The organism is Chryseobacterium gossypii, assembly GCF_041361455.1.
Lineage (GTDB): Bacteria > Bacteroidota > Bacteroidia > Flavobacteriales > Weeksellaceae > Chryseobacterium > Chryseobacterium gossypii.
Map to the genome: position 1 here is coordinate 1 of NZ_JBGCUR010000033.1, position 15,204 is coordinate 15,204.

The 15,204-nt window shown below is 41.3% G+C and carries 7 protein-coding genes; 5 read left to right on the forward strand and 2 right to left on the reverse strand.

From position 1 onward, the window contains the following. Nucleotides 1-98: 98 nt before the first annotated feature. Together ABMQ40_RS14650 and ligA are read right to left on the reverse strand one after the other, a co-directional pair. On the reverse strand, nt 99-2,528 hold the full coding sequence (locus tag ABMQ40_RS14650) for a DUF7619 domain-containing protein (protein WP_370900922.1): 2,430 nt from the start codon (nt 2,526-2,528) through the stop codon (nt 99-101). An 85-nt stretch (nt 2,529-2,613) separates the two neighbouring features. Further along, on the reverse strand, nt 2,614-4,620 hold the full coding sequence (ligA, locus tag ABMQ40_RS14655; protein WP_370900924.1) for an NAD-dependent DNA ligase LigA: 2,007 nt from the start codon (nt 4,618-4,620) through the stop codon (nt 2,614-2,616). 240 nt (nt 4,621-4,860) lie between these two features. On the opposite strand from ligA, the gene ABMQ40_RS14660 reads away from it, so the two are divergent. The 5 genes from ABMQ40_RS14660 (at nt 4,861) to ABMQ40_RS14680 (ending at nt 15,142) form a co-directional block, all read left to right on the forward strand. Beyond that, nucleotides 4,861-7,938 carry a TonB-dependent receptor gene (locus ABMQ40_RS14660; protein WP_370900926.1) on the forward strand — a complete coding sequence of 1,026 codons (3,078 nt, stop codon included), beginning with the start codon at nt 4,861-4,863 and terminating at the stop codon, nt 7,936-7,938. A 62-nt stretch (nt 7,939-8,000) separates the two neighbouring features. Beyond that, nucleotides 8,001-8,747: a glycerophosphodiester phosphodiesterase family protein gene (locus ABMQ40_RS14665; protein WP_370900927.1), complete on the forward strand. Its 747-nt coding sequence runs from the start codon at nt 8,001-8,003 to the stop codon at nt 8,745-8,747. A 354-nt stretch (nt 8,748-9,101) separates the two neighbouring features. Next, nucleotides 9,102-12,074: a SusC/RagA family TonB-linked outer membrane protein gene (locus ABMQ40_RS14670; protein WP_370900928.1), complete on the forward strand. Its 2,973-nt coding sequence runs from the start codon at nt 9,102-9,104 to the stop codon at nt 12,072-12,074. Between the two features lie 10 nt (nt 12,075-12,084). Further along, nucleotides 12,085-13,536, forward strand: coding sequence for a SusD/RagB family nutrient-binding outer membrane lipoprotein (locus tag ABMQ40_RS14675; RefSeq protein WP_370900929.1), 1,452 nt, complete (start codon nt 12,085-12,087; stop codon nt 13,534-13,536). 22 nt (nt 13,537-13,558) lie between these two features. Then, nucleotides 13,559-15,142, forward strand: coding sequence for a calcineurin-like phosphoesterase C-terminal domain-containing protein (locus tag ABMQ40_RS14680; RefSeq protein WP_370900930.1), 1,584 nt, complete (start codon nt 13,559-13,561; stop codon nt 15,140-15,142). Nucleotides 15,143-15,204: the final 62 nt, after the last annotated feature.

Genomic DNA, 15,204 nt, shown 5'->3' on the forward strand with positions numbered 1-15,204 from the left:
CAAACTTACTTTTCAAAACATAAAAATGGCCGGAATTTCTTCCGACCATGACTAGTCTGTGGAGACAACCTTTTTCTTTTTTATGTCAGACACCGGATCTAGTCCTTAATAAACTTTTGTGTCATCACTTTACCCGGCGTACGTAATTTAATTATGTAGAGGCCCTTTTGAAGTTCGGAAACATTCACGGAATTTCCTTTTACTCCGGTTGTATTTATAATTCTTCCTGAAATGTCATAGATCTCTGCCTTTGTGATTTCCTTTTCAGACTTAATGTATAGAATGTCTTTTACAGGATTGGGGTAAATGCTGAAATCGGTTTTAGGATCACGGATCTCAGAGGTCGCCAAAGTATTCTGTACGGTTGTCGTATAGGTATTGGTAACGATCGGAGCGTTATAGTCAAAATAAATGTTGGCGGTATTGCTGAAGCTGTCACCAGGATTTAAAGTAGATATGGTCTTGATCTTGAAAGTGACATATCCGTCATTATGGGCATCATCAAAAGGAAGCTGGATATTTTCAAAAATGAATTCCACGGTATTCGGATTTGTGATTCTCGCTATAAAATTATGACTGCCACTAAGAGGTACCAGAGTTGACAAATCAAATTTTGAAGTGTCAATGATATCTTTTACAACAATATTCTGTGCATTGGCAGTTCCCGTATTTTCAAACCGGATCATGTAATGGACATAATCACCAACCTGAGTCTGGGCAATCGTGCTGCCTTCCAGGCAGGTTTTATCGTTCGGATCAAAAGAATTGACCACAGTCTGGCTTAATACAAGTGTATTATCAGACGGCGTATCATCGGTAGCGGTACTATTGATCTGAACTGTGTGATGAAGGACATCGCCACTGTTTAACGGAGGTGTCTGAACAGGAGTATTCAAACCAAAGGTTAAATTGATTTCTCTTACTTCAAAAGGAAGAAGATTACTGAAATTCCAGTTTAAAATCCCTGTGGATTGCGAATTTGGGGACAGGCTGGAGCTCACGTAATTCATCACATCATCATTATAATTGAATGAAATGGTTCCGGACTGAGCAGTAGTTCCCTTATTCTTGTACAATATCTTGTACTTGGCATCAAAACCGGGACGTGCGGCATTTATGGGAATAATGATGATTTCAAGGTCATTATGGGTGCCGTTGGCGGTCAGGCAAAAGTTTTGAGTAAGAGGGCTTGTCTGTGTCGGAAAGCTGGCAGTGAAGTTTGCTGGCGAAACGTTGAAATAAGCGGGATTTTCCAAAACAGGAGTTATTGTATGGGAGCCCGCGCCTACCGAAATAGAATGGATCCCGGAGTTATCGGCGACGATGGTTCCGGATAGAGTACCGTCCGTTATATCAAATTTCTGGAAAGCCTTATTCAGATCATTCACGTCACAGCCATTATTGTTACTGTCATATTTTGTATCTCCCTGAATGGTATAATTGACACCTCCCGGTGTAAATGAGCAATAAGAATTTACTGTACATGTATACCCCTGGCTTGTCACAAAAGCCATTACCCCGGGAATTTCGAAATCATCCGCACAAATGTAGGTAAGATTCGGACAGTTGTAAAAGAATGTAGAATCAGGAGTCTCATAGTTGTTTTTTCCATTCTTTAAATACAGGGTATGAAGATTAGGATTGCCACTACAGGCGAGGCTGACCAAATTAGGATTTTGTCTGACATCAATGACTGAAAAATCATTAGAGTGGGCAACAATACCCTGCAAAAGTGGAAAGTGGCTAAAATCCAAGCTGGTAAAATTATTTCCCGCAATACCCAAGAATTGTAAATTAGGTGTTTCTGTAACAGCCATAGTCGGGATATGGTTGAAATTTACATTGATAATATACAAAGCGGTATTATTTTGTAGTATTAAGCTTGTAAGGTCATTAAACATGAAATTCACTTCATAAAGTGCAGGCAATCCGCTTAGATTTATCGAAGTCAGGTGATTGTTGTTGGCTGTTATTTTATTTAACGCTGTAAGTCCAGACACATTCAGGGACTGCAGATTATTGGTACTGCAATCCAGATTTGTCAGAGCAGTACAGTTTTGCAGGAAGAGATTAGTTAAATTGGGATTTGAACTTATTTTAACGAGTATGGCACCCGACCCATGAATATCAAGTGCGGTCAGGTTATTGTTACTCTGCACCGTAATATTTTCAAGTGAAGTCATATCACTCAGATCAATAGATTGTAGTGCGGCAAAATTAGATGCTGTAATTTTTTTCAGATTGGTAAAACTCTTGATGCCTTCAAGAGAAGTGATGGAGCTCATATTGAAGGTAAGTGAGCCTGCAAAAGTCAATTCACCGATATTCTGAGCTTCGCTGAGCTGTATTTCGCCATCGTTGTTGGCATCTATACTTACGGTTACTCCCAGGAGATTTTTTGCGATAGTATGTGAGCTTGTGTTAGAAGATACAAGTTTGGCTTTAAAATAGGGATCGGGGATATTTACAATCTGTGCCCGGAATACAGAAAACAAGATCATACAGATGATCAGGTAAGTTCTTTTCATGGATTAGTTTATTTTTTTAATTGTTTTTAAATAAAATGTAAAAATAAGCCATTTGAACTTTACTTCAAATGGCTTATTTTTATTATTATTGATTTTCTATCAAATCGAGGAACTGCTGCTCATCCAGGATCTCAATCGTGCCGATATCCTGTGCTTTTTTCAGTTTGCTTCCTGCTTTTTCTCCTACAACCAGAAAATTGAGGTTTTTGGAAACGGCAGAAATATTCTTTCCCCCATGCTTTTCCACCATTTCTTCTGCCTGTTCCCGGGTAAATAAAGACAATTTACCGGTAAAAAGGAAAGTTTTTCCTTCCAGTACATTGGACAGGACTTCGTTGGTATTTTCTCCTTTTTCAAGCTGTACCCCGTAAGACTTCAGACGTTCGATCATTAAAATATTCTCAGGGTTCGCAAAAAATTCGGCAATGCTTACGGCGATCTTGGTCCCGATATCCTCTACCTGGCACAGCTCTTCTATGGAAGCGTTCTTAAGATCATCAATGCTAGGGAAATTCTTAACAAGCTTTTTGGCAACGGTCTCACCCACATGCTTTATCCCGATCCCATATAAGACTTTCTCAAACGGTACTTCTTTTGATTTCTCTATCCCGGCCAGAATATTCTGCACAGATTTTTCCGCCATTCTTTCCAGGGGAAGAATCTGCTCTTTGGTTAAAGCATAAAAATCAGCGGGATTTTCCACGAGCTTTTCCCTGTACAGCTGTTCAATGGTTTCACTTCCCAGGTTCTCGATATTTAAAGCCTTCCTGGAAACATAATGGATCATTCTTCCTACTACCTGAGGGGGGCAATGGAGTTCATTCGGACAGAAATGGATCGCCTGATCTTCAATTTTTATCAGTCCGGTCCCACATTCCGGGCAGTGTTTGATATATTCGATCTCTCTGCTTTCCGGGCTTCTTTTATCTGAATTCACCCCTACGATCTTCGGAATGATTTCGCCGCCTTTTTCTACATATACAAAGTCATGCTCATGCAGATCCAGCTTTCTGATAATATCTTCATTATGAAGGGAAGCCCTTTTTACAATGGTTCCGGCCAGTAAAACAGGCTTCAGATTGGCAACGGGAGTAATGGCCCCGGTTCTTCCCACCTGGTAGGAAACACTTAGTAGCTCGGTCTCTACCCTTTCAGCCTTGAATTTATAAGCCATGGCCCATCTTGGGGATTTTGCTGTATAACCGAGTTGTCTTTGCTGTTTTAATGAATTAACCTTTAAAACGATCCCGTCAATTTCAAAAGGCAGGTTGTGACGTTCATTGTCCCAAAAGCTGATGAACTCCTTTACCTCGTCCAGCGTTACACAAAGCTTTGCCTGCTGGGAAGTTTTAAATCCCCATGACTTTGCTTTTTCAAGAAGCTCCCAGTGGGTTTCTGCCGGGGCTTCTTCTGAAACGTACTGGTACAGCACAGAAGAAAGCCCGCGCTTTCTTACTTCCGTACTATCCTGCATTTTTAAACTTCCGCTGGCCGTATTTCTGGGATTCATGAAGGGGCCTAAGCCTTCCTCTTCACGTTGCTTATTGATCTTATCAAAGTTTTTTCTCGTTAAATAAATTTCGCCCCGCATGAAAAAATGTCCCGGGAAATCTCCTTTCAGGGTAAGAGGGATATCCGAAATGGTCCTTACATTGGAAGTGATTTCATCTCCCTGAAAGCCGTCTCCCCGGGTTACAGCCTGGGTAAGTTTCCCGTTTTCATAAAGAATGGAAATAGAAGCGCCGTCATATTTTAATTCCGCAACAAATTCCACCGGATCATCAATGGCTTTAATGATTCTTTTTTCCCAATCTTCCAGGTCATCGAAATCATAAGAATTATCCAGGGAATACATCCTGAATTTATGCTGCACGGTAGGGAAAACCTTTGTGATATTTCCTCCTACCCGTACAGTAGGAGAATTTTCATCATAATATTCCGGATGTTTTGCTTCAAGGTCCCGGAGCTCTTCCAGCAACATGTCAAATTCATAATCTGTTATGGTGGGATTATCCAGCAGGTAATAATTTTCATTATGCTGATGAAGCTCCTTCCGAAGCTGTTCTATCTTTTGTTGGATGTTTTCAGGCATTGCTTATTCTTTCTTTTAAACAAAAATAATTAAGTAATTCCATTTAAAAAATAAGAAATTAAATAATCCCGTAAAATTAAGATTGTGTAATGTGTATAATGTGTTGATTCCGTTCTGGATAAGCCGTATGTTGATATTGGTTTGACAAAATGTTATAGTTTAATTGAAATAATGTTAAAATTCCCTTAAATAGGAATCTTTGGAAGCTGATATACCTTTGCGGCTAGCTAATTTGTAAACATGAGAAAAGTAAAAATTATACTGGGATTATTGTTTTTGGGATTCGGTACGGTAGTTTATGCACAGACCACTCAGGCCTCAATTCTGGGAAAAATTACCGGTGCCGGCAATAAGGCCCAGGAAAAAGTGAAAGTTACGATTGTAAATGAATCCACAGGTTTCAGAACAGAAACGGAGACCAATTCAAAAGGGGAATATATATTCAGGGAGATCCCTCTCGGCGGGCCATATACTGTTATTGTCAATGACGAGAAAAGGGAAGGCTATAATGTGAATTTTGGCGACCAGGTAACGGTGAATGTGGCTTTGGGAAATGAAAAGGTAATTGAAGAAGTGCGGGTAGTAGGGAATCTTAAGAATAAAATCGGAAACCTGGGAGCTGCAACAGCGATCTCTGCTAAGAATATCGGAATATTGCCGGTAAACGGACGGAATTTTACCAGTCTTACCGATTTATCGCCTTTAAGCGGCAGGGGAGGAAATTTATCCGGACAATTGGGCTCATCCACTAATTTTACCATTGATGGAATGACGGCCAAGAATCCTACTTCCGCAGGTTCCACCACAAGCCGGAGCGGTGCGCCATATTCCATCTCAATAGAAGCTGTCCGGGAATTCAAGATCATCACCAACCAATATGATGTAACACTCGGAAGAAGTGGCGGAGGGACGGTAAGTGCAGTGACCAAATCCGGAACCAATACTTTCTCGGGAAGCGCCTTTGAATATCTTAGAACAGGCTGGCTGTCAAGTAAATATGATATCAGGGGGAACGAGAGAACGAATGATTTCTCGACTTCTCAGTTCGGTTTTACGCTGGGAGGGCCGATCATTAAAAATAAACTGCATTTCTTTGTGGCTTGGGACCATCAGCTGGATTCCAGACCACTGATCATTGCAGATGTGAAAACCACAGAAGATGCCTTAAGGTTCAATGTGACCAATGAAACCCTTAACCAGGTTCTGGATATCGCAAGGGCGAAATATGGGGTGGGAAATACACCCCAGTTCGGAAGCTTTGACAAGGTACGGAACTCCGACGCGGGATTATTGCGTTTAGACTGGCAGATCAGCCCGAAACATTTATTGACATTAAGAAATAATTTCACCTATGACATGAATAAGAATGGTCTGGCGGATAATACCGCGATCAATTTCTTTGAGTCTTACGGGAATGACAAAAACCTTGATAACAGTTTACTCCTGACATTAAGATCTAATCTGAAGCCTAACCTGACTAATGAATTGAAGGCCCAGTATCTGTATACCGCACAGGACAGCTACCAGAACAATGAGCTGGGGCATCCCGTTCCAAGAGCGATCGTGGAAAGAGTCCCTTCCAGTATCGGAGGAAATAATCTTACGACCAACATCCAGATAGGAGGTCACAGATTCGGACAGGAGAACTTCAGAAATAATGTCTTCCAGATTGTAGATAATTTGTATTACAATACGGATAAGATAAAATATACCTTTGGTGCGGACCTGATGTTTACCCATGCCAAATCGGTCTACGGAAGTGAGGTGAACGGAAGGTTCCAGTTCCTGGGAATTGACAATTTTAACAATCTTACCCCCTACAGGTTTTACAGGGAAGTGCCTTTGATGGAAGATCCTTCCGTGAAATCCGATATCTGGAACATCGGTGTCTATGGCCAGATCCAGACTAAAATCGCACGGGGGCTTGATTTGATGGCGGGTTTAAGGCTTGATTACGGTGGTTACCCGAAAGCGGAGTTCAATCAGAAACTGTTTGATGAAATGGGGATAAGAACGGATAATCAGATCCGGTCATTTATCATTCAGCCGAGATTTCAGTTCGACTGGAATATCAATGAAGATAATAAAGATTATATAAAATTCGGTGCGGGGATCTTCTCTTCAGATATCAACAATTATATGCTGATCAATAATCTGGTTTTTGATGGAAAACATCTGGCTACCGTGGACGTGAATCCTACCGGTATCCTTGTGCCGGATTTTATAAGCTACAGGAACGATTACAGTACGGTGCCTGCACTCCCGCAATATCAGCTGCCGACCATTAATTACACCGGAAAGGATGCTAAGATTCCGCTCGTATATAAAGCCAATATCTCATATACTCACTTCTTTAACGAAAGATTCAGGGCAGGAGTGGCCGGGTATATGGCACTGGGAAGAAATAATTTTTTCTATTATGACAGGAATATGGCAGCCAACCCGTTTTTCACGCTGGATAATGAAGGCGGAAGAGGTGTTTTTGTGCCTGTAAATACCATAAATGCCAATGGAACAATGAATTGGAAGGAAGGCAGAATCAATACTAACTTCGGTAGGGTTCTGGAGCTTGTAAGTGACGGGAAAGTGAACCAATTTTCATTTGTAGTGGATGCAAGCTACCGTTATTACAAAGACGGGGAGATTACGGCAAGCTATACATGGTCTGATATTAAAGATAACACCTCGTATAACGGAAATGTGGCGAACTCGGCAACATTGTCTACGATGATCCAGAGTGACCCTAGGAATTTAAGGATGACCTATTCTGATAACCAGTTCCGTAATAAAGTGGTCTTATACGGAAACTCACCAACATTTGCAGGATTTACCGTAGGGATCAGATATTCAGGAATCGGGGGAACACGTTTTTCATTAACGGCAGGAGGAAATGTAAACGGAGATTTTGTGGATTCCAATGACCTGGCCTATATTTTTCCGAATCTTACCCAGGCATTGCTGGACAATCCCGAAGTGGGCAAAGCTCTGAAAAACTATATTACGGACTATAATGATAAGATAGCGGAACGTAATGGAGGGAAAAACGGATTTTACGGGGTTTGGGACGTTCGTGTAGCGAAGAAGATCAGGTTTGAGAAGATCGGAGCTTTTGAACTTTCAGTGGATATCTTTAATGTAGCCAACTTACTGAATAAAGAGTGGGGTGTGAATAAATCTTATAACAATATGTCGCTTTACAGGATCACAGGATTTGATGCGGCGACAAGACAACTTAAGTATAGCTTGAATACCAGTGGTTTGGAGCCGTTGTCAGGAAATCCTTATCAGATTCAGCTGGGAGCAAAGTATACTTTTTAAAATTTAATATTACTTTTATAAAAGTCTTTTACAGACTTTTGCATTCTAATTCTGATTATAACATGAAAAATTTTATCTTAGGGGTAGCAGTTTTAAGTACAGTCCTGATGAAGGCACAGACACAGATTATCGCGCACAGAGGCTATTGGCAGACCCAGCCTCCTACAACGGAAAACTCACTGAAATCATTAAGAAACGCCCAGGATCTGAAGATCTATGGTTCTGAGTTTGATGTGAGAATGACTAAAGACGGTGTTCTGGTAGTGAATCATGATGAGCATCACGGGAAAATGGAAATTTCCGAAACCAGTTTCAAGCAGCTGAAAGAGCTTAAACTATCTAACGGTGAGGATTTTCCCACGCTAAAAGAATATCTGAAGCAGGGGAAAAAAGACAGATCCCTGAAACTGATCGTAGAGATAAAGCCGGCCAAAACGAAAGAGCTTGAAGACGAGCTTACGGAGAAAACCATAGCAATGATAAAAGAAATGAAGCTTGAATCTCAAAGTGAATTCATCTCTTTCAGCCTGAATATCTGCAAAGGGATCAAAAGGCTGGAGCCGACATTCAGGGTTCAGTACCTGAACGGAGAATTATCACCGGAACAGATCAAAAGCGAAGGCCTGGACGGAATAGATTATCATTACAGCGTTTTTGCCAAAAATCCGACCTGGATCTCCGAAGCTAAGGCATTAGGCCTTATCACAAACGCATGGACCGTGAATGATTCTGATGTCTTTGAGCAGTTGAAAGCCCAGGGAATCGGATTTATCACTACCAATATTCCTGATCAGCTGAAAGATAAATAATCTTTTAACAAAAAATTAAGAATATAAAGGCTTGTCTCCATATGGGACAAGCTTTTTGTTTTTTAACCACAATAACGCTGTTTTGTATAGAAGTGATTAAAAGTTAAGCCAATTGTTTTTCCGGTAGTATTCTGAAATATCCTATTAATAAAGGAAAATCAATAAAGTTAAATAAATAAAATTAACAGGTGATATTAAAAATGCTTAATTAATTTAACCTTTTGCTAATCAAAACGCTATCATTTTTAGTTAAACATAAATTAATATTTTATTTAATAATTGTTTAATAAATGTTAAAATATTATTAAAATCATAATCATAATGACGATCTAATTTTGCACAAACAAAAAAGATATGCGTAAAGAGACACAAAAGTTGCTGGTTTTGTCGTTGTTAGGATTAGTCAGCGTCAATTTGGCAGCTCAGCAAAAAGCTAAAAAAGACACGATTAAAAACATTGATGAGGTAGTAGTAACTGCTTTAGGAATCAAGAGACACGACAAATCTTTGGGGTATGTTGCCGAAACGGTAAAATCTGAAGAAATTTTAAGAACCCAAAACAACAACTGGGCACAGGCCTTAGAAGGAAAAGTAGCAGGACTGAAAATTCAGACCGCAGGCGCAGGACCTTTGGGAAGTGCTGTTATTAAAATACGTGGAGACATCTCTATGAATATGGATCAGAATGGTGCCCTGATCGTAGTAGACGGGGTTCCGTTAAATGGAGGAACTACCGGAACGGGATATTCAGCCTACGGTGCCGGTGCCAAGGCAGATCTGCCTATTGACTACGGGAACGGCCTGAATAGCATCAATCCTGATGACATCGAATCAGTGACGGTTCTGAAAGGTTCTACCGCAGCTGCTTTATACGGATCCAGAGGAGCAGGAGGAGCTATCATGATCACTACAAAATCCGGGAAAACCAAAAAAGGAAAGGTACAGGTTACCTTAAATTCCTACACAAGTTATGATACGGTATTGAAATGGCCGGATTACCAGTACGAATATGGGCAGGGTACAATGCAGAAGGATAGCAACGGTAACTATTATTACTCGTATGGCGCATCACCGGATGGAGTAAATACCGGTTCTACAAGTAGTGCTTTCGGGCCGAAATTTGCCGGACAGTACTATTTTCAATATGATCCTACCTTGGAGGGGCAAAGTGCGGAAAGGCAACTGTGGAGGCCTTATAAAGACAATATAAAAGGCTTCTGGAGAACAGGATCTACCTATTCCAACAACCTGGCCATAGAAACCTCCAATGAAACCACTTCTTTCAGATCTTCTTTAACTTATCTTAAAAATGAATGGATGATGCCTAACACCGGCTTTGACAGATTCAATGCCGCACTTTCATTCGATCATAAGCTGAATGAAAAGCTCAAAGTAGGCGTTAAATTCAACTATAGCAAGACCAAGAGTGACAACCTTCCTGCTACGGGATACAGCAACCAGTCTATTTCTTATTTCATGATTTTCCAGAATCCGAATGTGGACCTGGCATGGTATCAGCCGATCTGGAAGAAGGATAAATACCAGATCGATCAGATTCATCCGTTCAGCTCTTATATAGACAATCCGTATATGATCGCTTACGAAATGCTTAACGGCATTGATAAAAATTATATTACGGGAAATGTCAATATTAATTATAAGATATCCGACAATTTCGATGTGATGCTGAGATCGGGAATGGAGCTCAATAATGAAAAACGTACCCAAAAAAGACCATGGAGCTCTGCCAACTACCTTCAGGGGATGTACAGGGAACAATACGTTAACCAGTTGGACCTGAATAACGATTTGTTATTTACCTACAGAAAATCATTCGGAGATATTGATCTGAGTGCTTCCGCAGGAGGAACCATCCGTTATGTGGAATACAAAATGTTTGATTATCTGGCAGACGGATTATTGAAACCCGGCTTTTATGCAATGCCGAATGCGATTTCAGTGATCACAAAATATGCCACCCCTGCCGACAAACAGGTTAACAGTACCTATGGATTGGTTAACCTGAACTATAAAAACAAGGTATATCTGGATCTTACGGCCAGAAATGACTGGAGCAGCACACTGCCCAAGGAAAACCGTTCCTACTTCTATCCGTCGGCAGCAACCTCTATCGTGCTTTCTGATATCTTTAACCTGACTTCCAATCAGCTTAACCTGTGGAAGCTGAGGGCATCATGGTCCAGGGTAGGAAATGATACCAGTCCTTATCTGCTTATAAAATATTATAACAACAGCTCATTCTCCGGTTCAGTGGAATCTCCGCCATTGTTTCCGAACCCAAATCTAAAGCCTGAGATGCTTACCAATATTGAAGGGGGAATGGATTTCAGTATTATAAGGAACAGGATCAACTACAGCATTACAGCATATCAGAATAACAATAAGAATCAGATCGTAAAAATCCCTGCATTATGGGAAACCGGATACAGCACCAGAGTGATCAATGCCGGAGAAGTGAGAAACAGAGGGCTGGAAATGACATTAAATGCATACCCTGTTAAAAATAAGAATTTCTCGTGGAGCATCAATGCCAACTGGTCAATGAACCGGAACAAAATCCTTTCTCTTCCTCCGGAATTTCAGGGTGAACCCTATACCTTGGGTAGCGTAGGAGGCGTAGTATATTACAATGCAGTGGTAGGCGGTTCATTAGGAGATATATACGGATATGGGCTGATGTATTCTCCGGACGGGCAGGTGATCTTCGGAAGTGACGGATTAACGGCCAAGCCTACGGAGATGAAGAAAATAGGAAATGTCTATCCGAAATGGAGGGCCGGCCTTCAAAATGAATTCAGATACAAAGGATTTACCGTAAGCTTCTCCTTCGACGGGCAATATAAAGGGATGGCCTATTCCCAATCGCACCATAAAATGACGGAGCAGGGAAAACTGACACATACCTTGATCGGAAGGGATAATCCGGATGGAATGATCGTAGGCCAGGGAGTGGTTCAGAACGCTGACGGATCTTTTTCTCCAAATACGAAAGGAGTTCTGGTATCAGCTTATTATGCCGATTATTACAGAAGGGCAAACATTGAAACCAATACTTTCGATACCTCATTCATCAAACTGAGGGATGCCAGGATATCCTATACCTTCCCGAAAAGTGTCACAGACCAGTTAAAACTTTCAGAGCTTACCTTCGCCTTATTCGGAAGAAACCTCTGGATGTGGACCAAGTTCCCGTTGTTTGATCCGGAAGCGGCTACGCTTAATGACAGTCAGATTACTTCAGGTATAGAAATGGGTCAGCTGCCAACAGCAAGAACGGTAGGTGTTCAGCTTAATGTTAAATTTTAAACTTTAAAACATGAAAAAATTACTTTTGAATATATTTTTGATCGCGGGGATCAGTTTTGCAGCAGTTTCTTGTGACCGGAGCCTGGATGAGGTGAATGTAGACGGAAGCAGGATTAGCGATCCCGTAGCTTCCAAACTCCTGGTTCCCATACAGTATAATATGGCTTCTGTCAACTATATGAGGGCCAACGACTTTACTTTCGATATTATGCAGGTTTCACTGGATTTTCCTAACGAAGGAAATTCTTTAAGCAGGTATTACCTTACTGAAAATACGGGTACCGGCTTCTGGAACAACAGCTACAAATGGCTGATGCAGATCAAGGACATGAGAAAGGCTGCAGAAAGGGATAATGATCCGAATTATCTTGCCATTTCAATGGTCCTGAATGCCTGGGTATACTCAAATCTTACCGATACCTATGGGGATATCCCGTTTTTTGAGGCTTCAAGCATGGATGAGGGGGTTTCTCAACCGAAGTTTGACAGGCAGAAGGATATTTATGTAAAACTCCTGGACGATCTGAAAACGGCCAACTCACTTTTCGTTCCCACAAAGCTTCTTACGGGGAATGACCTTTTCTACAAGGCGGAAACGGATGTGAACGGAATCACGAACTGGAAAAAGTTCTGTAACTCACTTTCTTTAAGGCTGCTAACAAGGATTTTAAGCAAAAATGGTGAGGTGAACGTGTACGAAAGAATTCAGGAGATCATCAGTGACCCTGTCACATATCCTGTTTTTCAAAGCAATGCAGAAAGTGCAAAGCTGAATATTACAGGGGTCTCACCACTTCTTCCTCCGATCGCAAGACCTCAGGATTTTACAACGGGAAGAGCCGCTTCGGAATTTTTCGTCGAAACCCTGAAGGCTAACAATGACCCGAGAATGTCCATGTTTTTTTCTCAGGCAAAAGACCTGGCCACCAATGCGAACATCGGATATAAAGGCGCTCCCTCAGGATATGCATACGGAACGGTATTCAATTATCAGCCTTCAAACATGAACCAGAATCTGGCCAAAGCTCCGCTGAATATCCTCATCTATCCTTATGCGGAACTGCAGTTCATTCTGTCAGAGCTGGCCTATAAAGGGATCATTCAGGGAAATGCCCAGACCTATTATGAAAACGGGGTGAAGGCTGCCATCGAACAATGGGGGGCAACAATGCCGGCCAATTATTTTTCAAATCCGAATGTGGCCTATAATAATACTTTTGAAAGAATCATGCTTCAGAAATACGTTGCCCTGTTCTTTGTAGACCAGCAGCAATGGTTTGAAAAAAGAAGGACAGGATTTCCGGTACTACCGAATAACGGAGGTCTTTTGAATAACGGAAACCTGCCTCAAAGGCTGATGTATCCGCCAAACCCTAAGATATTGAATACTGCGAATTATCAGACTGCGGTCCAGCAGATGGGAGGCGATGATATCAACGTGAAAGTATGGTGGAACAAATAATTAATCAAAACAGAAAGAAAAAATGAATATAAAATTTTTAATGTCGTGTCTGCTGATTTCCGCAATGGCATTCTCTCAGACTTCCATTTCAGGGTATGTATATGAGGACAGTAATAAAAACCAGAAAAAAGAAAACCGGGAAAAAGGCATCGAGGGTGTCGCTGTCTCCAACGGTGTCCAGGTGGTCTTAACCGATAAAAACGGCCGGTACAGTTTACCGATCCAGGAAGATCAGACAATCTTTGTGATCAAACCTTCAGGGTACAAGACAGCTTTGAACAGTAATAATTTGCCACAGTTCTATTATCAGTACAAGCCTAAAGGGTCACCGGCGGATTTTAAATATAAGGGTGTGGCACCTACGGGAGAGCTTCCGAAAGAGCTTAATTTCCCGATTTATAAGCAGGCAGAGAGCAAAGACTTTGATATTTTGGTTTTTGGAGACCCCCAGCCCTATACGGAAAAGGAGCTTGACTATTTCAGACGAGGAATTGTAAACGAAGTGAAGAATACCAAGAAAAATGCTGTTTTCGGGATCAGCTTAGGTGACCTGGTAGGGGATAATCTGAGCCTGCAAAAGCCTTATGCGGATGTAATGAAAGAAGTGGGCTTACCATGGTATAATGTGATGGGAAACCATGATATGAATTACGACGCCAAAGAAGACCTGTTGTCTGATGAAACCTTTGAATCCAATTTCGGTCCGGCCAACTATTCATTCAACTATGGAAATGTGCACTTCATTATCCTGGATGATATTCTCTACCCGGACCCGAGAGACGGTAAAGGATATTGGGGAGGATTTCGCGAAGATCAGATGCAGTTTATCGAAAATGATTTGAAGCTGGTGGATAAAAATAAACTGGTGGTGGTGTCCTTCCACATTCCACTGGATCATAAAAATGAGGATAACTTCAGAAATGCCGACCGTCAAAGGCTATTCGATCTGCTGACACCTTTCCGGAATGCATTGATATTATCCGCCCATACCCATATCCAGCAGCAGATATTCTACGGAAAACAGGCAGGGTGGAACGGGTCCAAAGACCTGCATGAATACAATGTGGGAACAACCTGTGGCGACTGGTACTCCGGAACACCGGATGAAGCAGGATTGCCGACTTCTACAATGAGAGACGGAACGGCAAAGGGATATTCTTTCATCAGCTTTACCGACAATCAATATAAAGTTAAATATAAAACGGCCGGAAAGCCGGAAGATTACCAGATTAAAATGTATGTTCCGAAAGTGATCCCTTTCCCTTCAAAAACTTCAGCGAAGATACTGGCCAACTTTTTTATGGGAAGCAAAAAAGATAAAGTGGAATACAGAATAGACAATGGTGAATGGGAAACCATGGAATATGATGAAACAGTGGATCCAAGCTTTGCGTTATCGGTTTTCAAATGGGATGCCACACAAAATCTTTTCCCGGGAAGAAGGCCTTCAAATCCTGAAATGTCAAAACATATCTGGACAGCAGGCTTCCCTAAAAAACTGACACTGGGAAAACATAAGGTTGAGGTAAGAGCCATGGATATGTATGGCAACCAATTCTCGGCCTCAGAAGAATTCGAGGTTCAAAACCCGGTTCTTATACCTTAGTTTTTCATTTTTTACTATACTTTCAATTTAAAAACCGGCGTCAAGTGACGCCGGTTTTGTTT